The organism is Acinetobacter sp. WCHA55 (assembly GCF_002165305.2).
Classification (GTDB): domain Bacteria; phylum Pseudomonadota; class Gammaproteobacteria; order Pseudomonadales; family Moraxellaceae; genus Acinetobacter.
On the sequence record NZ_CP032286.1, the window covers coordinates 1491390 to 1513052 of the forward strand.

Consider the following 21663-nt stretch of genomic DNA (forward strand, 5'->3'; position numbering starts at 1 on the left):
GCATACCTAAGTTTTGAAAGGGATATTTCTAAAATTTGTTTAGAAATGCAACACTGTTAAGTTTTGTCACTTTCTCCCAAGATTGCAGCTAACTCCTCAAATAGATCGATATGTTCATCGTCTGCAAATAAATCATTGGTTGCAGTTGAGTCTGCACTGGTGATGTGTTCAACTGCTTTTTGTTCTTGCTTGAGCTTACGTAGCTTAATCAGCTGTTCAAGATTGATGTTCTGGTTTTCGATTGAGAATGGGATAGATTTAGTTAAAACCACTTGTTTGAAGAACAAACGAACGGCTTGTGCAGGTGTAATTCCCAGTTGTTTAAACACTGCAAAAGCTTGTTTCTTTTCTTGGGAATCGAGTCGAATTTGATAGACTTCTGTTTTTCTCATGATTTTTTAAATAATTTGAACGACTTAAGGGTAGAAGTTATTTTAATCAATTCCGTTGTAATTTCAATATTCATACAATGGAATTTTAAAAAATTTTGTAATGACAAGCAGATTACAATGTCAATTCAAGATTGGAGCTAAATTGCATAAGTTTTTGAGTTATTGGGTCTTTAAATGAAAGATGTTTGGCTAAGAGCTGTAAAGGCTGATTAAAATCATCGTCGGCTTTATGTACAACTTTAGGATAGAACGGATCATTTTTAATCGGTAGGCCTAAGAAGTTAAGGTGTACACGGAGTTGATGCTGTTTTCCTGTATGTGGTTTAAGTTCGTATTTTGCCCATGTTGAGTCATATTCCAACAGGGAAATATCTGTTTCACTATTGGGTGCTTTGTCTAATACCCGCATAGTGTAGAACGGTTCACCTTTTTGCATGTGTAACCTTACTGTTCGTGGGAAATTAAGTTCTGTGTTAAAAGGTGCAATTGCATGGTAGGTCTTTTGCACCCGCCGTTCCGCAAACATTTGTTGATAAGCCCCACGTGTTTTAATGCACTTGGAGAAAAGTACTAAGCCGGCAGTTTCACGGTCTAAGCGATGGATAGGGGTTAAATGCTCAATACCTGTCTGTTGTTTTAGGCGAACTAAAAGAGTTTGTTGCACATATTGTCCCGTTGGACTGATAGTCAGAAAGTGAGGCTTATCTACCACTAAGAAATGATCGTTTTCAAATAAAATGTCATGCTGAAATGGTACTTCAATTTCACGCGCTAAAAATCGGTAATAGAACACATGCTGATTTTCAAGATATGCCGAATCTGTGCTGAGTACATTACCTACAGCATCATAGATCAAGCCATCATGAAAACGTTGCTGCCACTCAGTTGCTTCAATATGCGGAAATTGCGCACATAAATAAGCAAGTATGCTTTTAGGCATAGGTTCAAGTTTAGGTAAGTACACCTTACTGGCAGTGACGCCATTGAGCATAGGTGGACAAAATTCAGAAGTTTGGTGGTTGGACATGTTTTTTGTAGGTAATATCTAGACGGTTGATACAGGAAAATACGAGTTTTCAAACTTGCGACTTGGGCATTTTATGGGTGCGATGCTATCATAATTGCTCTTTTGTCACTTGTCGTGAGTATTATGCAGTATTCATTTAATTTAACGCTCAATAATGAACAAGATACCCAAAATTTAGCGCAAATTTTGGCACAGCATTTTACGACGGGTGTAGTGTATTTAATTGGGGGGTTAGGTGCGGGTAAAACTACGTTAACACGTCACTATTTACAGCATTTAGGCCATCAAGGTTCCGTGAAAAGCCCCACCTATACCTTGGTTGAACCTTACCAAGTTCAAGGACGTGATATTTTCCATTTTGACTTGTATCGTTTAAACGATCCGTATGAGTTGGAGTTAATGGGCATCCGTGACTATTTGGAAACGCCCAATGCGCTGTTTTTGTTTGAATGGCCGTCTAAAGGGGGCGATGAGATCCCTGAGGCAGACTTAATTATTGATATTCAAAAATCTGAAGATGAACTGACACGGTCTGCTACTTTACGTTTTCATTCAGTAGCATTATTACAAGCTTTAGAGAGCCAATTAAACAATGCGTGATGATTTAAAGATACGTCGTATTCATACTTTAAATCCTGCTTTAGCCAACCAAATCGCAGCAGGCGAAGTCATTGAGCGTCCAGCGTCTGTGGTCAAAGAGTTACTTGAAAACTCGATTGATGCAGGTGCAACAGAGCTGATTATTCGGGTAGAGCAAGGCGGCAGTACTTTAATTGAAATCATGGACAATGGTCGAGGGATTCACGCTGAAGATCTCCCTTTGGCGGTGATGCGCCATGCGACCAGTAAAATCCAATCTGCTGAAGATTTACATGCAATTGTCAGTTTAGGCTTTCGCGGAGAGGCTTTGGCTTCTATTGCAGCGGTTTCGCGTTTAACCTTGACCAGTAGTCAAGTGGATGATGGAATTGGCTATCAAGTTGAAGTCAATGGAACTGCATTTGACCATCAAGAGATTCAGGCTGTAGCTGCACCGAAAGGTACGCATATTCGGGTACAAGATTTATTTTTCAATGTGCCCGCACGTCGAAAATTCCTTAAAAAACCTGGCACAGAGTTTGGTCACATTGAGGAAATCGTCCGGCGTTTAGCGCTGACGCATTTCGATATTCGTTTTGTACTTGAACATAATCAAAGCATCAAACTGAACTTGCCGATTGCAGATAGTGGTGAACTACGTTTTCAGCGAGTACAGCAGTTGCTAGGGCGCGCATTTACTGAAAATGCTTATTGGATGGATGCCGATAGCATCAACATGCGTTTAACAGGTTGGTTGGGACATCCCTCCGATGCGCGGGCTCAGGCTGACTTGCAATATGTTTATGTGAATGGTCGAATTGTTAAAGATAAAACCATCGCTCATGCGCTGCGTATGGCTTATGATGGTATTTTGCATGGACATCAGCATGCGGGTTATTTGCTTTTTCTGGAAGTCGACCCTGAAAATATTGATGTCAATGTACATCCAACCAAACATGAAATTCGCTTTTTGAATCAACGTGAAGTACATGAATTTGTACGTCATTATGCTAAAGAGACTTTATCGCAGTTTCAAACGGCAACCGCAGATCTTTCGGATGCAATGAAGATCGCAGAGAATCAAGCTTTGATATCTGTGCAGCCTCGCTATCAAGAGCCTTTGCAATTGCATCGTTGTGTTGAACCTGAACAAGCCAGTGAGCCAGTCACAATGGATGTGCTCAGTGACTTTAGTTCAAGCCAACCGCAAGGCGTCCATTATTCGGAGCAACTTTCACGCTATCATGGCTCACAACAGCTCAATAATGCCTTGCAAAGCTATTTAGCACCTCTGCGTGGTACTTCATCTGCTGTTGATCAAGCTCATGATGTTACATTGCAAAGCCCTAAAATCGACGAACATCCGTTGGGAATTGCCATTGCGCAACTGCATGGTATTTATGTGTTGGCTCAAAATACAGAAGGGCTGATTATTGTTGATATGCATGCAGCGCATGAGCGTATTCTGCTACAGCAAATGAAGTCAGCATGGGATAAACCAGAGTTTTGGATTTCTCAGCAGTTACTCATTCCCAAAGTGATTAATATCACGCGAATGCAAGCGATGCGAGTGGAAGAACTCAAAGATCAATTGGCGCGTTTGGGTCTTGAAATTGATCAATATGGCGATGAGCAGGTCATTGTTCGTGGTGTGCCTGCGATTTTACACAAAGCCAATTTTGAGGCGTTGGTACCTGAATTACTTAACGATTTGGATCCAAATGATGAAGCACAGGGCTTACTGCAAAAGCGTGATCAAATTCTAGCGGGTATGGCCTGCCATGGAGCTGTTCGTGCACATCGCATTTTAGGTCTTTCTGAAATGAATGCTTTGCTTCGTCAAATGGAACAAACTGAATTTGCTAGCCAATGTAACCATGGTCGCCCAACTTGGCGTGCGTTTCCATTGGCTCAACTAGATAAGCTTTTTGCTCGAGGAGAGTAGTTGTACATGTCAACTCAATTGCCGGTCATCAATTTAATGGGGCCAACTGCAAGTGGTAAAACTGCTTTGGCATGTCAGCTCTATGAGCAAGGAAATTTTGAACTGATATCTGTAGATTCAGCATTGGTCTTTAAGGATATGGATATCGGTACAGCAAAGCCGACCAAAGAAGAGCTGCTACAATATCCCCATCACCTTATCGATATTATTAGCCCAGAAGAAGTCTATTCGGCTGCAAACTTTGTTGAAGATGCATGTCGTTTAATAGATGACATGCATGTACGAGGCAAAACTCCGATTTTAGTCGGTGGAACCATGCTCTATTTTAAAGCACTATTAGAGGGCCTTTCGAGTAATTTACCAAGTGCTGATTATGCTATTCGTGCAGAAATAGAAGCAAAAGGTGAAAGGGAGGGTTGGTCTGCGGTCTATGCGGAATTATGTATTGTGGATCCACTAGCGGGCGAAAAATTTAAAATAAGTGATAAACAACGGATTATTCGTGCTTTAGAGGTTTACAAATTGACTGGGCAGCCCATTACTAAACTTCAAGCTGAACAGCCTAAAAATGTACCTTATCGCTATAATTTTCATAATTATGCTTTGATGCCAGACCGTGCTGAATTGCACCAAAGAATTGCACAAAGGTTGAAAATTATGTGGGACATCGGATTTTTGAATGAAGTGGAAACACTTATGAAAAAATACGATTTAGATGAAAATTTACCTTCTATGCGCTCAGTGGGGTATCGACAAGCACTCGAATTTTTACAAAAAGGAGATAAAACTGTCGAAAAACAACGTGAAATGGAGGATAAAGCACTTTTTGCGACACGACAACTTGCTAAACGTCAATACACTTGGTTAAGATCTTTGCAAGAGGTGCATAAATTTACAACGTATTCTACTATCACGCAGGCACAAGAAGACTTGCGAAACTGCTACGGATAAAGCAAAATTTAGCTACTATCTTTTTTATAATTTTTAATTGAAAAATAAAGATAGTTTTTTGCGCTGATTTTTAAAATTTTTTGGAGTTATAACATGTCTAAAGGTCAAACTTTGCAAGATCCGTTCTTAAATTCTCTCCGTAAAGAACGTATTCCTGTATCTATCTTCCTTGTAAACGGCATTAAGTTACAAGGTCATATTGAATCTTTCGACCAATATGTTGTTTTATTAAAAAATACAGTAAGCCAAATGGTTTACAAGCATGCAATTTCTACAGTTGTTCCTGCACGTAACCCACGTCCTGCTGGTGCTCCTGCTGGCGCTGGTCAACAAGGTGGCTTTGGTGGTCAACAAGGCGGCTTTGGTGGTCAACAAGGCGGCTTTGGCGGTCAACAAGGCGGCTTTGGCGGTCAACAAGGCGGCTTCGGTGGTCAAGGCGGCTTTGGTGGTCAAGGCGGCTTTGGTGGTCAAGGTGGCTTCGGTGGTCAAGGTGGCTTCGGTGGTCAAGGTGGCTTCGGTGGTCAAGGTGGCTTCGGTGGTCAATCGACTGGTTTTGATGGCGAATCAAAATTTGAAGACACTCAAGATGATGAAAATAATCGTTAATTGATTGTTAAAAAAGCCTCTCACATGAGAGGCTTTTTTATGTCTAATTTTTATTTTCCGTCCAAACGAAAAAAGACCAGCATAAATGCTGGTCTTTTTAGGTGTTCAAACTTATGACTTATTGTTCTTGCGGTCTAAATTTGGATCTTTGATTTCGACAAAAGCTCTGTTGCGTGTTTCACGTAACCAACTATCAAGCTCTGCATCAAATTGACGCTCACCTAAAATTTGACGTGCCATACGCTCTTGGTATTCAGCAGTCATGTCTTGTTGACGTGTTTCAGTCACTTGAAGAATATGCCAGCCAAATTGGGTTTGGAAAGGTTTACTGGTTTGACCTACAGGTGTATTTTTCATGGTTTCCTCAAACTGCGGAACCATTACACCTGGGCTAACCCAACCCAAGCTTCCACCATCACGTGCTGAACCTGTGTCATTAGAATAGGTGGAAGCTAAGACGGCAAAGTCTTCACCTTTTTGAACACGGTTATACAAGCTTTCAATCATTTGTTTAGCATTTTCAGGGCTAACCACTTCAGATGGTTGGATCAAAATATGGCGTGCTTTGTATTGAGGCACAATCGCTTTTTGCTCAGCACCTTTGCGTTCAACTAACTTTAAAAGATGTACGCCATCTCGTACTGTAATTAAATCTGTGGTTTGTCCCACTTGGAGTGGACTCACACGTGCTGCAAGCTCGCTAGGAATGTCAGAAAGTGCTCTAAAACCCATATCCGCACCTTCAACTTTAGTGCCAGTAGTACTGAACTTTTTAGCAATTGCAGCGACATCGTTGTCATTTGCTAGTGCAGCTTTAACTTGCTTCGCCACAGTGTCAGCATTGTCACCTGAAACACGCACATGTAGCACATGCACTTGGTTTCCGAGTGCTGCTTGACCTTGTGGTGTATTTAAGAAGTTTTTAACATCTTGATCTGAAATCTGGATACGAGAGGTAACGACTTGTTGGCGCAAACGATTGATGGCTAAATCTTCAGCAACACGACTGCGTAAAGAAGCATAGGTTCCAGGGGCCATTTGATCGAGCTTTTGTTGGAATGCTTCTAGACTTGTGCTACCAGATTGTTTTGCGACATTTAAAACTGCTTCATTCAAGCTTTTTTCATCAGGTTGAATGTTGTAACGTTTCACTTGTTCAAGCTGAGTTTGACGAATAATTAGTTGCTCTAATGCTTGTTGTGCCAAATATTGCTCTGGTGGGACTTGTTTCTTTTGGCTCTCAAGTTGATGTTTGAGCTCAGCCATACTTGCTTCTAAGTCACTTTTTAAAATGACACTGTTATCGACAACAGCAACAACTTCATCCGACGCATGTACAAAAGTTGGAATAGCGGTTGCGAGAGCTAAAGCCAAAGCACTCGCTTTAAAAAATTGTTTGAACTGTTTTGTCTTCATTAACGGTCTGTCCAAGTCTGATTAATATTGTTGAAGCCTAGAATACGATTTTCTAGTAATGATGAAAGTTTACTGTTGAGTCCGCCTAAACCTTTAAGCGTAATTTCGGCCATAATTGCACGTTTAGGTTCTACGCCTGCAGCATTGACATCATCCAAGTCGTTATAGTACTCGCGACCATAAACGGAGATGCCCCAACAGCAAGACTCATAATTGATACCAAGGAGGTATTCACGAGCGACATTGTTGTCTAAGTCATATTGAGCATGGCCCATAATACGCCAGTTGTTATGGATTGGTTGTACAAAAGATGCAACTACTTGGTCGTAATGTTCTTGACGGTCTGCAATTTCTTTACGGTAGAAATAGCCAACGTTATAAAGGTTGCCTTTATCACCCGTAAAGTAAAGCTGTAAGTCACGTTGAGCATTATCGCCATTTGCCATCCATGCTGAGTTTGCACCGAGGGTAAAGTTTTGAGAGAGCTGGCTAGATACGCTGACAATCGGACCAGAGTGGTTTTCTCTGTCAAAGACATCTGCTGTTTGGTCAAGCGTTACGCGGCGATCTTCAAAGTAATAGCTTTGGCCCACACTGGCTTTTAAACGCTCTAAACCCACCGTATCAAATAAGCTATAGCTTAAACCCAGTGACAAGAAGTTATTGTCTTCTAGGCGGTCATGACCATAGAAGCGATTTGCACTAAACAACTGATCATAGTTAATCGATGCTGTTGCAGAGTCAAAGTTAGGCGCACCATCTTGATTTTTATAGGGTGCATAGGCATAGAACATGCGTGGACTTAAGGTCTGTAAGAAAGTACCTTCTTTTTCAAAGGTTAAACCTGCATCAAAAGTCACCTGTGGTACGACATAAGATTTGTCGTTCGATGAGCGGTTGGTGTTGTCAAACTCATTGATGGTGTCTTGATCGTAGAATGTGTTCACATTACGAATAGATACTTCTGGAATGGCAAAAGCCCACGGTGTACGGTAGTTATAGCGTACAGAAAAGTCATTATAGACACGGGTACCGCTTGGTTCAAAGCTATCATTGGTGTCACCATTGATAGTCCCAAAGTCCTTTTTAAAGTAAGCTGTATCGTTGTTGAATTCGTATTCTAAGCCTAGTGCATTACCCGCCTTATAGTTGAGTAAGAACTGTGGTAAACGTGCATACGGACGGTCAACGTAGGGGGTAGTTTCATCTAGTGTTTGGAAGTCTTCAACTTTCAGTTGGGCTTTTAGACCAGGAATTCCATTTTTATAGTTGAGCTCCCAAGCACGACGCAGGTTTAAGTCCGTTTTGGTGTTTGGGTTGTTGCTTAAGTCAGTAAAGTAGTCTTTGTCTGATGCATAGTTATATTCAAGGTTGGTTGAGAACTGTTGATTGATTTGCCAGTTATGTAAAAAGTGCAAATCTTTACGGTCTTCGTCGTCATATTTTCGGTCAGATGATAAAAATCCACCCCAAATTTGACCTGAACCAAAATTTTCCGTCAGATAGCGGAATTCTCCCTCAAACATTGGGCCACGGTCGCTGATATAGCGTGGCGTAACGGTCGCATCGTAGTTAGGTGCTAAGTTGAGATAAACAGGCACTGCAAGCTCGACACCACCATCATTGGTGAAGCCAAAACTTGGTGTCAAAATACCCGTAGTGCGACGGTCATCAATTGGAAAGTTGAAATAAGGAACAGCGAGAACGGGTACATCTTTGATATAAAGTTTTGTGCCACGGGTTTCACCACGGCCAGTTTCTTGATTTAACTTGATTTCGTCTGCTTGGATTTTCCACGTTGGCGATTGCTCTGGTGGACAGGTGCTATAAGTTGCATTTTTTAGGGTGGTGGTTGTTTGTGACTCACGTAGGATTTGGTCAGCCTGCCCATGCGCATGTTGTTCTTCTGAAATATAGAAACTGTTTTTCAGATCGCCTTGCTGCGTTTTTAGATTGTAATTAATTTGATCGCTTTGCGCTAATAAGCCATTTTGCGCCATTTGCACACGACCTTCAGCATTGGCAAAAGTTTGTGTTTGGTCAATGGTGATTTTATCGGCACGGATTTGACGACCTTCTTGATCGATCAGGACATTACCTTCAAGAACAGAGTCACCTTGTGGGTTGTAGTGACCATAGTCCGCTGTAATGGTGGATGTCGCATTGGCGGCGTCAGCGGCTTTGGTTTCAGGGCTTACAGGGGTTAGCCATGTACCTTGGCAATACGCGGAGCTTAAGTAACGTCCTTGGCGCTGTTGAGCTTCAGGAGATGACTTATCGACATAATATTGTTCAAAAAACTTTTGCCCAGGATAGCTTTCTTGTAGTGCTTGTTTTAGCGATTGTTGTTCGTCTGAAATAGACCTGGTTGGTGTTGCAGCATAGCTTGTGATTGAGCTACCACAAAGAAGAGTAAATATCGCAGTCGCTAAAGGATTAAATTTAAACTGATGCTTCATGTGTCTCATTTACCAAGTATGCTTAAAACGCAATTAATTATTGTCGCATCATAGAGAAAAAGTTGATAAGTGGCTACACTTAGCACTTTAAAAACTCAGCCTGTATTAGAATTTATCGCAAATGAATACACAACGTGAACAATTGATACAAACATGGATTTCATCTGTACTTGGTTCAGATCAATTTGAAATTAACTTTTTAGCAGGCGATGCAAGTTTCCGTCGTTATGCACGAATCAAGTTGAATAATAAAACATTTATGCTGATGGATGCACCACCAGAAAAAGAAGATTGTGTACCTTTTGTGACGATTGATGAATTTTTTGATACGAATGGTGTTCGTGTACCACATATTGTGGCGAAAGATTTGGATCAAGGCTTCTTATTGCTTGAAGATTTTGGTGATGTGTTACTGTCAACGCAGCTTGATGACAAGACTGTCGATACACATTATGAGCAAAGTTTTAAGCAGTTGATTCAATTGCAATCTATTGATGGTGAAGGTCATTTTCCAGCTTATTCTTATGAAAAGTTAATGACTGAAATGTCGTTGTTGACAGATTGGTTATTACCAAGTTTGCAGATTCAACCGACGGATGAAGAGTCTGCACTGATTAAAAGAACATTTGCAATTCTTGCTAACGCAGCGCTGGCCCAACCACAGGTGATTGTACATCGTGATTTTCATAGTCGTAATCTCATGCTTTTGGCCGATGAGCAAGAGCAAGGCGTGATTGACTTTCAGGATGCGGTGATTGGTGCAGATACTTATGATCTGATCTCAATTACACGTGATGCGTATGTGCAGTGGAATCCTGAGCGGGTTTATCGTTGGTTTAAAGTATTTTATGACTTGTTGCCGGCTTCAGCGAAAGAAGGACGTGACTTCGATCAATTTAAGCAAGATGCCGATTTAATGGCAATTCAACGTCATATTAAGATTCTAGGTATTTTTGTGCGCCTGTTTGAGCGTGATGGTAAGTCGGGCTATCTTAAGGACTTGCCACGCGTGATGTGGTATTTGTTGGAAGAAAGCAAGCCATATGCAGAATTACAACCTTTTATGCAATTTATTTGCGATAAAGTGATGCCAAAATTTGAAGCAAAATATGGCAAATATGAGGCTGTTGCAGCATGAAAGCAATGATTTTAGCAGCGGGACTTGGCAACCGCATGCGTCCTTTAACGCTCTATAAACCGAAACCTTTACTTGAAGTTGGTGGTAAGCCACTGATTGTGTGGCATATCGAAAAACTCAAAGAAATTGGTGTTACTGAAATTGTGATCAATTCTGCGTGGTTGGCAGATGTCTTAATTGGCGCATTAGGCGATGGTTCACAATTTGGTGTCCAAATTTTGTGGACGCGCGAAGAAGAAGGGCTTGAAACAGCGGGTGGTATTATTAATGCTCTCCCTCTGTTAGGGGCAGAACCGTTTATTTTAGTGAATGGCGATGTTTGGACCACTTTTGATTTTGCATCTTTACTTGATGTGCAGTTGGATGTCGATTTGGCGCATCTTATCTTTGTTTCGAATCCGATACAGCATCCCAAAGGTGACTTTATTTTGAATCAAGGGCGGGCTTATACCTTTGAACAAGAGCAGTCAGGTGAAGCGCTGACTTATAGTGGTGTTGCTGTTATTCATCCACAGATGTTTGAAGGTTTGGGAGGAGGTAAGCGTCCACTGGCTCCATTGTTAAAAGAAGCAATGTTTGCTGGAAAAATTTCTGCCGAAAAAATGCAAGCCGCATGGGTGGATGTTGGCACACCTGAACGATTAAGTGATCTAGATCTACAGATTCGTCAAGGTATGTATGTTTAAGTGCGTAATCACTAAGCGTTAGCTACTGTTCCACGGCTGAGAAATCGGTATACTTCAGTTTAATTTTATTGAGATGTCTTCTTTATGCATCCATTTTTTCAAGACTTAAAGCAAGGTAGTCAAAAGCTTGGCTTAGATTTAAGTGAAGAAGCATTAAATTTATTGCTGAAGTATCAAGACGCACTTGTGCTGTGGAACAAAGCTTACAATTTAACAGCGATTCGCGATCCAAAAGAAATGCTGGTGAAGCACCTATTAGATAGTTTAAGTATTTTAAAAGATTTACCGAAAGGTCGTTTGCTGGATATTGGCACTGGCGGTGGTATGCCGGGCATGATTATTGCTCTATGCCAACCTGAGCGCCAATGTGTTTTGCTCGATTCCAATGGTAAAAAAATTCGTTTTTTAAAACAGTTTATTGCAGACTTAAAATTAACCAATGTAATTGCAGTTCAAACGCGTGTTGAAAATGAAGATAGCATCCATGATTTAGGTCAGTTTGATGTGATTACCAGTCGTGCATTTGCTTCTTTAACTGATTTTATTAATGCGTCGAAGCCTTATATGCACCAAGACAGTATTATTGCATCTATGAAAGGTTTGGTTCCGCATGACGAAGTTGAAGCATTCAAAAACGAATTTAGTTGTGACATTATTGCGTTAAAAGTTCCACGTTTGGACGAACAACGACACTTACTTTTATTAAAACGTATCTAAAAAAAATCAAAGGATTGGGCGGGTCATGGCACAAATTATTGCGATTGCGAACCAAAAAGGTGGTGTAGGTAAAACCACAACCGCAGTAAATTTGGCTGCATCTTTAGCAGTACTTAAAAAGCGTGTTTTATTGGTTGATATGGACTCGCAAGGCAATGCGACCATGGGTTCGGGCATTCAAAAAAATGACTTACTGTATTCAGTGACCGATGTTTTACTGGGTGAAGTACCTATAGAGACTGCGATTACCAAGGCGGAGGTAGGTTATAAGGTCTTGGGTGCAAACCGTGAGTTGGCGGGAGTTGAACTTGCGATTGCCGAGCAAGAAGGGCGTGAGTTTATTCTGCGTGATGCGTTGCAAGAAATTGAACAAGCATATGACTACATCATTGTGGACTGTGCGCCCAGCTTAAGCTTGATCACAGTTAATGCACTGGCAGCGGTGGATGGTGTGATGATTCCAATGCAGTGTGAATACTACGCTTTGGAAGGCTTGGCAGATTTAACACAGACCATTGATCGTATTCAACAAGCATTGAATCCTGAGTTAAAAATTATTGGTGTTCTACGCACCATGTATGATGCACGTAATGCACTGACACGTGATGTATCTGAAGAATTAGAACAATACTTTGGCAAAAAACTCTATGACACCGTCATTCCACGTAATGTGCGTCTAGCTGAAGCACCTGCGCATGGTTTACCAGTGATTTATTTTGAAAAAAGTTCGAAGGGTGCAGTTGCTTATTTACATTTAGCAGCTGAAATGATTAAGAAAAGCAAAGTGAAAAAAGGAAGTAACGCATGACCGTTAAAAAACGTGGACTGGCAAAAGGTCGTGGTTTAGATGCCTTACTCGGTTCCATCCAAAAAGAGAAATTACAACTTGAAGCACAAGCTCTTGATCACGGTCAGCTAAAACAAATTGATGTACATCTATTACAACGTGGTGAATATCAACCACGTCGTTTTATTAATGAGCAAGACTTACAAGAATTAGCGGCATCGATTGAAAAACATGGTGTAATGCAGCCCATTGTGATTCGTCCAATTGATAATGAAAAGCATCCTTATGAAATTATAGCGGGTGAGCGCCGTTGGCGTGCGGCTCAACTTGCTGGTTTAACACAAGTTCCAGCCATTGTTCGTGATTTAACAGACCAAGTTGCAATTGCACTGGCGTTGATTGAGAACATTCAACGTCAAGATTTAAACCCTGTCGATCAGGCGATGGCATTACAGCGTTTTCATGAAGAGTTTGGTTTAAGCCATCAAGAAATTGCGGATACGGTAGGTAAAGCGCGTACTACAGTAAGTAATTTGCTGCGTTTATTAAGTTTAGCTGAGCAAGTTAAAGACTTTATGCAGCAAGGGTTGTTGGACATGGGGCATGCTCGTGCCATTTTGACTTTGAAAGGGAAAGACCAACTGAAAGTCGCAGAATTGGTGATAGAGAAAAGTTTATCCGTTCGCCAAACTGAACAATATGTCCGTGATCTAAATGCGCCTAAACAAGAAAAAGCCAAAACTGAAATTGCACCAGATCTTCAGCAATTGACACAGCGATTGACTGATCGTTTTAGTGCAAATGTCAAAATTGATCATAATAAACAAGGGAAAGGCAAGCTCACGATTCATTATCACTCACTCGATGAGTTGGATGGTATTTTGAATATTTGCTTAGCTGAATAATTTTATTTTCTATTTCTAAATACTTGGGGAAGTGTTATGTGGGAATTGGTAAAAGCAGGTGGGTGGCTTATGCTGCCCCTTGTACTCTGTTCGATCTTTACTGTTGCGATTAGCTTAGAGCGTTTTATTCGCCTGAAGAAATCCACTATTTTACCGAAAGATTTGCTATTAAACCCAGCGCAAAGTGTCCAAATGGTTTTGCCTAAACTTAAACAAAATCAAGATTTACAGGCAACTACATTGGGTCGTATTTTGCAAGCGGGTTATCAAAGTAAGGAACAAGGTGAGCAGTTTGCACGTGCGCAGATGGAAGCAACCGCTTCTCAGGAAATTGGCTATCTTGAAAAAAATATCAATTTTTTAGGAACATTGAGCGCTGTCGCGCCTCTTTTAGGGTTATTGGGGACGGTACTTGGGATTATCGAGTCATTTTTAATGATTGATATTGGTAACAGTAGTAATCCAACACTGATGATTCCGGGGATTTCTAAAGCACTGATTACAACTGCAGCAGGAATGTTCATAGCGATTCCTGCATTATTTGCTTATCGTTATTTTCAGCGTTTGGTTCAAGAGTACGTTGCTGAATTAGAGCAGCAATCGACGTTGTTTCATGCGGCTTTATTTTATAAGCAAACAGAAACTGTGCTTGAAAGCCACGATAATGTTGTTGTGAAACAAGCGAGCTAGGGTGAAGTATGAAATTCAAACGCACGCAAGTTGAAGATGTTCATATTAACCTTACACCAATGATTGATTGCTTATTATTTATTTTGGTGTTTTTATTGCTGACCACTACATTCAATCAATTTAGTCGTATGAATTTAACCTTGCCCGATGCGCAAGGGGTTCCGCCGAAAACATTTGATCATAAAATCGAAGTGGTGGTGGATTCCACAGGGCATTATTCAATTAATGGTCAGTCTATCGCATCGAAAGATGTTTCAGAATTAAATACCGCAATTAAACAGATTTCCAATGACCGTCGTGATCTAATGTTTGTGATTGCTGCGGATGCAAAAGCAACCCATCAGGATGTGATCCGAGTGATGGATGTGGCTGGTCAGTTAGGATTTGTAAATATCAACATTAGTACCAAAGTGCCTTCTCGAGGTTATTAGTGAAACACGATTTTAAAGTTTATCTACGTCTACTTAGCTATTTAAAACCTTATTGGGGCGTAGCAATTCTTGTGGTGGTCGGTTTTGCTATAAATGCCGCGACAGAAGTTTCTGTTGCTAAATTACTTGAAAAAATTATTGAAGCGATTCAACACCGTGATCAAGGTTTTACAACCTTGTTCCCAATTTTAGTTGTTGTTGTGATGTTTTTCCGTGGGCTAGGTTTGTTCATGGGGGGATATTTTACGGCTGTTATTTCTAGAAACTTGGTCTTTAATATTCGCCAAGAAGTTTTTGCAAAATTATTGCGCCTTCCTGCACAGTATTATCTAGATAATAACAGTGGTCATATCACTGCGAAGATTATGTTTAATGTGGAGCAGCTTACCGCTGCATCTTCAGAATCATTAAAAACTATTGTTCAACAAGGTCTAATCACCATTGCACTGTTGGGGTACTTGATTTATAGCAATTGGCGTCTGACCTTGTGTATTTTGATTTTTGCACCGCTGATTGGTTTACTTATCCGTAAAGCGGCAAAGCGCATGCGTAAGCTTTCTATTCAAGTCCAAGATACTATGGGTGATGTCAATCACGTGGTACAAGAGACGGTCAATGGTCACTTGGTGGTGAAAGGCTTTGGCGGACAGACTTATGAACAACAACGCTTTAGAGATACATCTTTAGAAAATTTACGTCGTGGCCTGAAAATGGTGGTTGTGCAACAGCTGAACAGTCCTGTTGTCCAATTAATTATGTCGATTGCTCTGAGCATCGTCATGTGGATCGCACTACGACCAGAGATCTTACAAGATACCAGTGCAGGTCAATTTGTAGCCTATATTACTGCAGCGGGTATGTTGAGTAAGCCAATTAAGGCGTTGACAGACGTGAATGAAAAAATTCAAAGGGGGATGGCGGCAGCACATTCAGTTTTTGAAATTTTAGATTTACCTGAAGAAAAAAATGTTGGGGCTTTAACGCCAGTGTTGAAAGGTAATATTGACTTTAAACATGTGAACCTAGTTTATACCGATGGCCATCACGCATTGCATGATTTTAATCTGAGCGTAAAAGAAGGTGAGACGATTGCTTTAGTCGGGCGTTCTGGCGCTGGTAAAACATCTTTAGTGAATTTACTGGTGCGTTTTCAAGATACGACCTCGGGCCAAATTCTCTTTGATGGTATCGATATTCACGATATTGAAATCAATAGTCTGCGTACCCAAGTGGCAATGGTCAATCAACAAGTGGTTTTATTTAACCGCACTGTTCGTGACAATATTGCCTATGGTCAGCTTGAAAATGCCTCGGATGAAGAGGTGATTGCAGCGGCAAAAGCAGCTTATGCACATGACTTTATTATGGCTTTACCGCAAGGCTACAACACCAAGTTGGGGGCGCAAGGTCTCAATTTATCAGGTGGTCAACGCCAGCGTATAGCCATTGCTCGTGCGATTTTGAAAAATGCGCCTGTACTGATATTGGATGAAGCCACTAGCGCGCTTGATAATGAATCAGAGTACTTTATTCAGCGTGCCTTCGACGCTGCAATGCGAGATCGGACCACGATTGTAATTGCGCATCGTTTATCCACTATTGAGAATGCGGACCGTATTGTAGTGATGGATAAAGGGCGTATAGTAGAGCAAGGTACACATGCTGAGCTTATTGCTAAGCAGGGTGCTTACTACCAACTCCATCAGCGTAATTTTGAGGAAAACTAAGTCATGTCAGGTGCGCAGTTTATTCAGGATGCTTGGAACTCACAGGCAAAGTGGTTAATTGTGTTTCGTCCGCTGTCTTGGTTATATCGAGGCGGTTTTCTTCTAAACCGTAAGTTGTATAAGTGTAATATTAAAAAAGCCTATACGGCTCCAATACCTGTCATGGTGATTGGTAATATTACCGTGGGCGGGAGTGGTAAAACCCCTCTACTTATTCACTTAGTGAGTTATCTACAAAGTAAGAATATTCGAGTGGGTGTAATCAGTCGTGGTTATGGTGCTAAAGGCCCATTTCCGACTATGGTGGATCTTAACTCATTACCTGAAAATGTAGGTGATGAGCCAACTCTTATCGTGCAATCTACAGATGTGCCAATGGCAGTGGGTCCAAATCGCCAAGAAAGTATTGAGCTACTTTTATCTCACTATCCCATTGATCTGATTATTAGTGATGATGGGCTTCAGCATTGGGCTTTGAATCGCCAAATTGAATGGATTGTTCTGGACAATAATCGCGGACTAGGCAATGAAAAGTTATTGCCCGAAGGTTATTTACGAGAGCCAAAGTCTAGACTGGATCAAGGCGTAGTGATCGAGCATGCAGATCATCCAACTCGTACAATGCACATGCACTTAGAGGTTGCAGAGCCTTACTTGTTGAATAGTACAGAGGCAAAAGCTTTCAATCCGCAAGATGATTTTTATGCGGTCGTGGGGATCGGGTTTCCGCAACGCTTTTATCGTACTTTAGAGCGTATGGGAGTGCAGCAGTTCCAGTGTCATGAGTTTGCCGATCATTATGAATATGAGTTAGAGGATTTGGTCTTTGATGATGCCAATCCCATCATTACCACTGAAAAAGATGCAGTGAAAATTTTAGCGCTGCTCAAACAAAATCCTAGTTTTGCCCGCGATATTTGGGTTGTTCCTGTCGATGCGGTGTTATCGACGGCGTGTTATGACACCTTACATCAACAGCTCACCGCTGTAGGTATTGAAATTTCTTAAGGTCTTTTATGAAGCATATTGTTATTCCAGCGCGTTTCGCAAGCACACGTTTATCTGGAAAACCACTCCTTAAAATTCATGGCCGTGAAATGATTTTACGGGTCGTTGATCAGGCAAAGAAAGTTGAGGGTTTTGATGATCTCTGTGTTGCAACAGATGATCAGCGAATTTATGACCTCTGCATGGCTGAAGGCGTGGATGTGGTATTGACCTCAGCGGATCATCCTTCGGGAACAGACCGTCTAAGTGAAGTGGCAAAAATTAAGGGCTGGGGCAGCGAAGATATCATTGTGAATGTTCAAGGTGATGAGCCTTTATTGCCAGCGGCTTTGGTCAAGCAAGTCGCGCAACTTTTAGAGTCACAAGCTGATTGTTCAATGTCGACTTTGTGTGAACCAATTCAGCATTTAGATGAATTTAAACGTGACAGTATTGTTAAAGTGGTGATGTCAAAGTACAAGCAAGCACTTTACTTTAGTCGTGCCACCATTCCATATGACCGCGATGCTGCAAAACAACTGGAACAAACGTTGCATAATCAGGCCTTTCGTCATTTGGGCTTGTATGCTTACCGCGTGAAACTGCTTCAAGAGTATGTGACATGGGATATGGGTACACTCGAAAAGCTCGAAAGTCTTGAGCAGTTGCGTGTTTTGGAGAATGGGCATCGTATTGCTATCGATATTGCGGAAGCAAACTTACCACCGGGTGTGGATACACAAGAAGATTTAGATCGTTTAAATGCCATGGATGTGGCTCATTTTGCATAATAGAACTTAGGTCATCTACATGAAGCAAACGCTGCCTGAGCAGATTTATCCGTGGCATCAAAATGTTTGGGAAACTTTAACCACGCGCTTTCCCAATATTGGCCATGGTTTATTGTTTTATGGTAAAAAAGGTTGTGGTAAAGAGATTTTTGCTGAGCAGTTCCTTGCATGGGTCTTATGTGCTAAGCGGCAGCCAAATCATTTGGCCTGTGGGGAGTGCGGAAGTTGTCAATGGTTAAAGGCGGATACACACCCCAATTATGTGTACATTACTACTGATGAAGACAATAAGAAACAAAATGCCAAAATCAAAATTGAGAAAATTCGTGATCTTCTGCCTTTTGTGCAACAAACGGTGGACGGTTGGCGTGTCATCATGATTGAACCTGCTGAGGCTTTAAATACAGCTTCAGCCAATGCTTTATTGAAAACGCTTGAAGAACCGGGCGATCGTGTTGTTATCATTTTATTGGCAGAACACTATTTAAAACTGCCTGCGACCATTCGAAGTCGTTTGCAGCATTTTGCTTTGGATCGCATTAATCAGCAGCAAGCGGAGCAATTTTTGAATCAGCATTTGCCTCATAGTGATTTGGCGCAGCAACATTTGTTGATGAATTTGTCCAATCATATGCCATTGCAGGCAATTAGGTTGTCTGAGAGTGAATGGATTCCTCAACGTGTTGAATTCTTAAAGGATTGGCAAAAGTTGGTGGTGGCTAAAAATACGCCAATGGCAATTGCGACTAAGTGGAATAAAGCGCTGGCATTTAGTGATTTTAGTCAAATGTTTGAGTACTTGTTGTCAGATTTGATTTGTGTCAAGCTAAATCAGCAGTTAAAAAATACTGATTTGGATTTTAGTGTGCTGGCAGAGCGGTATTCACTTGAAACTTTATTTTCAATTTATGCTGAGCTACAACAGTCAAAACAATATATTGAACAAAACGTACAAACTAATTTAGTGCTCGACCAATTGTGTATTCGGTTGATGGATGTTTAAAACAGGGGAATTTTATGCAACCACGTATGGGCGGAATCATTCAAGCCAATATTCCAGATAAAGCCACATTATATGCAAGCTACATGCCTTTTGTAGTCGGTGGTGGTTTATTTATTCCATCCAAACAACCTGTAAAAATGGGAGAAGAAGTCTTTGTTTTGGCAACATTGCCAGAACAAGCACAGAAAATTCCTCTCACAGGTAAAGTGATTTGGATTTCGCAAAAGCAAAATGGAATTAAACTCCAAGGATTTGGCATTCAACTTTCTGGGGAGAAAGGGGTTTATTACAAATCAGAAGCGGAAAAGTTGCTTGCAGGTCTTAAGTCTGAAGGGCGAACTAGTTACACTATGTAATTAAGTACATGAAGTAGGAAACGCCTGTGTTTGTAGATACGCATTGCCATTTAACCATGCTAGATTTAACTCCTTATGGTGGGGATTTGGATTTAGCATTAGCGCAAGCACGTGCAGCGGGCGTTCATCGCTTTATGAGTATCTCGGTTGATATTGATGATCATATTAAGCTAGCAAAAATTGCAGCACGGCATGACGATGTGGGCTACAGCGTCGGGGTACATCCTTGTGAAGATCCTGAAACCATGGCCCGCGCGAGTACAGACTATTTAATTGAGTTGGCACAGCCTGAAAAAGTTTGGGCGATAGGTGAGACTGGCCTCGACTATTTTCATAGTACAGATTTCATTGCTGAGCAAAAAGACTGTTTTGCACGACATATCCATGCTTCACAAACCGTAAAAAAACCAGTTGTTGTGCATACTCGTTCTGCCAAACACGATACTGTTGATATTATTCGCGCTGAAAAATCTACACATGGTATTTTGCATTGTTTTACAGAAGACTGGGAAACCGCCAAAGCTGTTCTTGACTGCGGTTATTATGTGTCATTTTCAGGGATTGTATCTTTTAAAAATGCGCAAGACCTGCGTGATGTGGCAAAGCAAGTTCCTTTAGATCGCTTATTAATTGAGACGGATAGTCCTTATTTAGCACCGATGCCATATAGAGGAAAGTCGAATGAGCCAAAGTACGTTCCTTATGTAGCCAAAGCCTTGGCAGATGTATATGATAAGTCCTTGGAAGAGATGGCTTTCATCACAACACAGAACTTTGAAAACCTTCTCAACATGAAGTAAATAAATTGAAACGATAAAAGCGTATAAGAGAGTACTAGGGTGAAAATGGATCGTCAGGCTCAGTTTCGAGCAAGAGAAGCGTTAATTTTCCAAGTGGCTGAACAGTTACTTTTAGAAAATGGCGAAGCAGGGATGACCCTTGATGCATTGGCTGCAGAATTAGATCTAGCAAAAGGTACGCTTTATAAACATTTTCAAAGTAAAGATGAACTCTATATGTTGCTCATTATTCGTAATGAGCAAATGTTGCTTGAAATGATTAAAGATACAGATAAACAGTTCCCTGAACATCTAGCTTTTTTTATGTTACATCATTTGCATCATCCTGAACGTACGGTGTTGTTTCATCAAATAGAAGAGCGGCTATCCACCACGGGTGTTGGGATTTATCATTTATTTACTGAGCTTTATCAAATTCGAAAGCAACGTCTACGTTTAATTATCCGTATGACCGAGCGGTATTTGGAGTCGATAGAGAGTCAAATGACAGTTCGTGATTATTTAGCATCGATTTGGTCTTTGACGCATGGTGCCGCGGCGATTTTGAACTCTAGTTTTTATCAACGTTATTTGGGTTCGCGTGATACTTTACGCGTGGCCTACATCGACCAAGCTCTGGCGATGCCTAAACAAATGGGTGCAGCAGGATATCTTGCTTAGCGGATAGGATGTATGAAACTGAAACCACCTTCAAGGATTCAAGGATTCACACTGGTTGAATTGATGGTGGTTATTGTTATTATGGCCATTATGGCGTCATTGGTGATGTTGAATATAGATGGGGTCGATCAACGTAAAGCAGCGCAAGCCCGTGATTTTTTTATCATGGATGTACAGAAAATTGCACGTGAGGCAAATGACCAAGCACGTGTTTTGGCACTAGAAATTCATCCTGCAACCGATGTAACTGATTTTTCTTATAATGTTGTTGAATATAAAAAACCTCAATTCACCATGCAAACAGAACAACAAAATAATGTAATGCTGAATCAACAAAAATGGCAAAAATATAATGAGTTCCCGCAGCAAGTGTTAGCTAAAAATGTTTCTTTTGCTGTGCAATCCTTAGATTATGATGTTTCCCAAGCCCGAAATGGTGATTTAATCCAAGAGAGCGCTCATAAACTGATTTGGTTGGGAAATGGCGAAGCAAAACCTGTTCGTATTCAATTTTATTATGCCAATGAGCCCGTGGGTGCCGAAATTGAAATTGATCATTTGGGTAAAATAAATGCGAGCTAAAGATTTAAAGAATACTTTGCCGTCTTGT

General features: G+C 41.0%; 23 protein-coding genes. 19 read left to right on the plus strand and 4 right to left on the minus strand.

Translation table 11 applies throughout. The features are described from left to right. Positions 1-56: 56 nt before the first annotated feature. On the minus strand, positions 57-392 hold the full coding sequence (locus tag CDG62_RS10060; protein WP_004696803.1) for a type II toxin-antitoxin system RelB/DinJ family antitoxin: 336 nt from the start codon (positions 390-392) through the stop codon (positions 57-59). A 112-nt stretch (positions 393-504) separates the two neighbouring features. Next, a complete protein-coding gene (locus CDG62_RS10065; protein WP_213070688.1) occupies positions 505-1419 on the minus strand; it encodes a pseudouridine synthase in 915 nt (304 codons plus the stop codon). 123 nt (positions 1420-1542) lie between these two features. Between CDG62_RS10065 and tsaE the strand changes: the two genes are divergently transcribed. The 4 genes from tsaE (at position 1543) to hfq (ending at position 5500) form a co-directional block, all read left to right on the plus strand. Continuing rightward, positions 1543-2019, plus strand: coding sequence for a tRNA (adenosine(37)-N6)-threonylcarbamoyltransferase complex ATPase subunit type 1 TsaE (gene tsaE, locus CDG62_RS10070; protein ID WP_087527103.1), 477 nt, complete (start codon positions 1543-1545; stop codon positions 2017-2019). Next, positions 2012-3943, plus strand: coding sequence for a DNA mismatch repair endonuclease MutL (mutL, locus tag CDG62_RS10075; protein WP_087527104.1), 1932 nt, complete (start codon positions 2012-2014; stop codon positions 3941-3943). Before tsaE ends, mutL begins: the two co-directional genes overlap by 8 nt. 6 nt (positions 3944-3949) lie before the next feature. Next, positions 3950-4894 carry a tRNA (adenosine(37)-N6)-dimethylallyltransferase MiaA gene (miaA, locus tag CDG62_RS10080; RefSeq protein WP_087527105.1) on the plus strand — a complete coding sequence of 315 codons (945 nt, stop codon included), beginning with the start codon at positions 3950-3952 and terminating at the stop codon, positions 4892-4894. Positions 4895-4987: 93 nt separating this feature from the next. Then, entirely contained in the window at positions 4988-5500 is a 513-nt protein-coding gene (gene hfq, locus CDG62_RS10085; protein ID WP_087527106.1) for an RNA chaperone Hfq, read from the plus strand. 111 nt (positions 5501-5611) lie between these two features. On the opposite strand, the gene CDG62_RS10090 is transcribed toward hfq, so the two are convergent. Beyond that, positions 5612-6916 (minus strand): peptidylprolyl isomerase, encoded by a 1305-nt coding sequence (locus tag CDG62_RS10090; protein ID WP_087527107.1) that lies wholly within the window; start codon positions 6914-6916, stop codon positions 5612-5614. Continuing rightward, positions 6916-9375, minus strand: coding sequence for an LPS-assembly protein LptD (locus tag CDG62_RS10095; RefSeq protein ID WP_087527108.1), 2460 nt, complete (start codon positions 9373-9375; stop codon positions 6916-6918). The genes CDG62_RS10090 and CDG62_RS10095 overlap by 1 nt, the downstream gene beginning before the upstream one ends. 121 nt (positions 9376-9496) lie before the next feature. Here CDG62_RS10095 and CDG62_RS10100 point away from each other — a divergent pair, with 121 nt between their 5' ends. The 15 genes from CDG62_RS10100 (at position 9497) to CDG62_RS10170 (ending at position 21635) form a co-directional block, all read left to right on the plus strand. Continuing rightward, on the plus strand, positions 9497-10513 hold the full coding sequence (locus tag CDG62_RS10100) for an aminoglycoside phosphotransferase family protein (protein ID WP_087527109.1): 1017 nt from the start codon (positions 9497-9499) through the stop codon (positions 10511-10513). Further along, entirely contained in the window at positions 10510-11199 is a 690-nt protein-coding gene (murU, locus tag CDG62_RS10105) for an N-acetylmuramate alpha-1-phosphate uridylyltransferase MurU (RefSeq protein ID WP_087527110.1), read from the plus strand. The genes CDG62_RS10100 and murU overlap by 4 nt, the downstream gene beginning before the upstream one ends. Positions 11200-11283: 84 nt before the next feature. Then, positions 11284-11916, plus strand: a complete 633-nt coding sequence (rsmG, locus tag CDG62_RS10110) for a 16S rRNA (guanine(527)-N(7))-methyltransferase RsmG (protein ID WP_004984861.1) — start codon at positions 11284-11286, stop codon at positions 11914-11916. A gap of 25 nt (positions 11917-11941) precedes the next feature. After that, positions 11942-12724 carry a ParA family protein gene (locus CDG62_RS10115; RefSeq protein WP_087527111.1) on the plus strand — a complete coding sequence of 261 codons (783 nt, stop codon included), beginning with the start codon at positions 11942-11944 and terminating at the stop codon, positions 12722-12724. Then, entirely contained in the window at positions 12721-13608 is an 888-nt protein-coding gene (locus CDG62_RS10120; RefSeq protein ID WP_087527112.1) for a ParB/RepB/Spo0J family partition protein, read from the plus strand. Before CDG62_RS10115 ends, CDG62_RS10120 begins: the two co-directional genes overlap by 4 nt. A gap of 36 nt (positions 13609-13644) precedes the next feature. Next, positions 13645-14298, plus strand: coding sequence for a MotA/TolQ/ExbB proton channel family protein (locus tag CDG62_RS10125; RefSeq protein ID WP_087527113.1), 654 nt, complete (start codon positions 13645-13647; stop codon positions 14296-14298). A gap of 8 nt (positions 14299-14306) precedes the next feature. Continuing rightward, entirely contained in the window at positions 14307-14729 is a 423-nt protein-coding gene (locus CDG62_RS10130) for an ExbD/TolR family protein (protein WP_087013468.1), read from the plus strand. Further along, entirely contained in the window at positions 14729-16456 is a 1728-nt protein-coding gene (gene msbA / locus CDG62_RS10135) for a lipid A export permease/ATP-binding protein MsbA (protein ID WP_087527114.1), read from the plus strand. The genes CDG62_RS10130 and msbA overlap by 1 nt, the downstream gene beginning before the upstream one ends. A gap of 3 nt (positions 16457-16459) precedes the next feature. Further along, the gene (gene lpxK, locus CDG62_RS10140) at positions 16460-17464 is read left to right on the plus strand and encodes a tetraacyldisaccharide 4'-kinase (RefSeq protein ID WP_087527115.1); all 1005 of its coding nucleotides are present in this window, start codon (positions 16460-16462) and stop codon (positions 17462-17464) included. An 8-nt stretch (positions 17465-17472) separates the two neighbouring features. Next, on the plus strand, positions 17473-18234 hold the full coding sequence (gene kdsB / locus CDG62_RS10145; RefSeq protein WP_087527116.1) for a 3-deoxy-manno-octulosonate cytidylyltransferase: 762 nt from the start codon (positions 17473-17475) through the stop codon (positions 18232-18234). A 19-nt stretch (positions 18235-18253) separates the two neighbouring features. After that, complete coding sequence (locus tag CDG62_RS10150; protein WP_087527117.1) at positions 18254-19237, plus strand: DNA polymerase III subunit delta' C-terminal domain-containing protein; 984 nt, start codon at positions 18254-18256, stop codon at positions 19235-19237. Positions 19238-19251: 14 nt separating this feature from the next. After that, positions 19252-19593 carry a PilZ domain-containing protein gene (locus CDG62_RS10155; RefSeq protein ID WP_058869739.1) on the plus strand — a complete coding sequence of 114 codons (342 nt, stop codon included), beginning with the start codon at positions 19252-19254 and terminating at the stop codon, positions 19591-19593. A 26-nt stretch (positions 19594-19619) separates the two neighbouring features. After that, positions 19620-20393, plus strand: a complete 774-nt coding sequence (locus CDG62_RS10160; protein ID WP_087527118.1) for a TatD family hydrolase — start codon at positions 19620-19622, stop codon at positions 20391-20393. A gap of 45 nt (positions 20394-20438) precedes the next feature. After that, positions 20439-21053, plus strand: coding sequence for a TetR/AcrR family transcriptional regulator (locus CDG62_RS10165; protein ID WP_087527119.1), 615 nt, complete (start codon positions 20439-20441; stop codon positions 21051-21053). Between the two features lie 12 nt (positions 21054-21065). Beyond that, on the plus strand, positions 21066-21635 hold the full coding sequence (locus tag CDG62_RS10170) for a type II secretion system protein (RefSeq protein ID WP_087527120.1): 570 nt from the start codon (positions 21066-21068) through the stop codon (positions 21633-21635). Positions 21636-21663 lie beyond the last annotated feature (28 nt).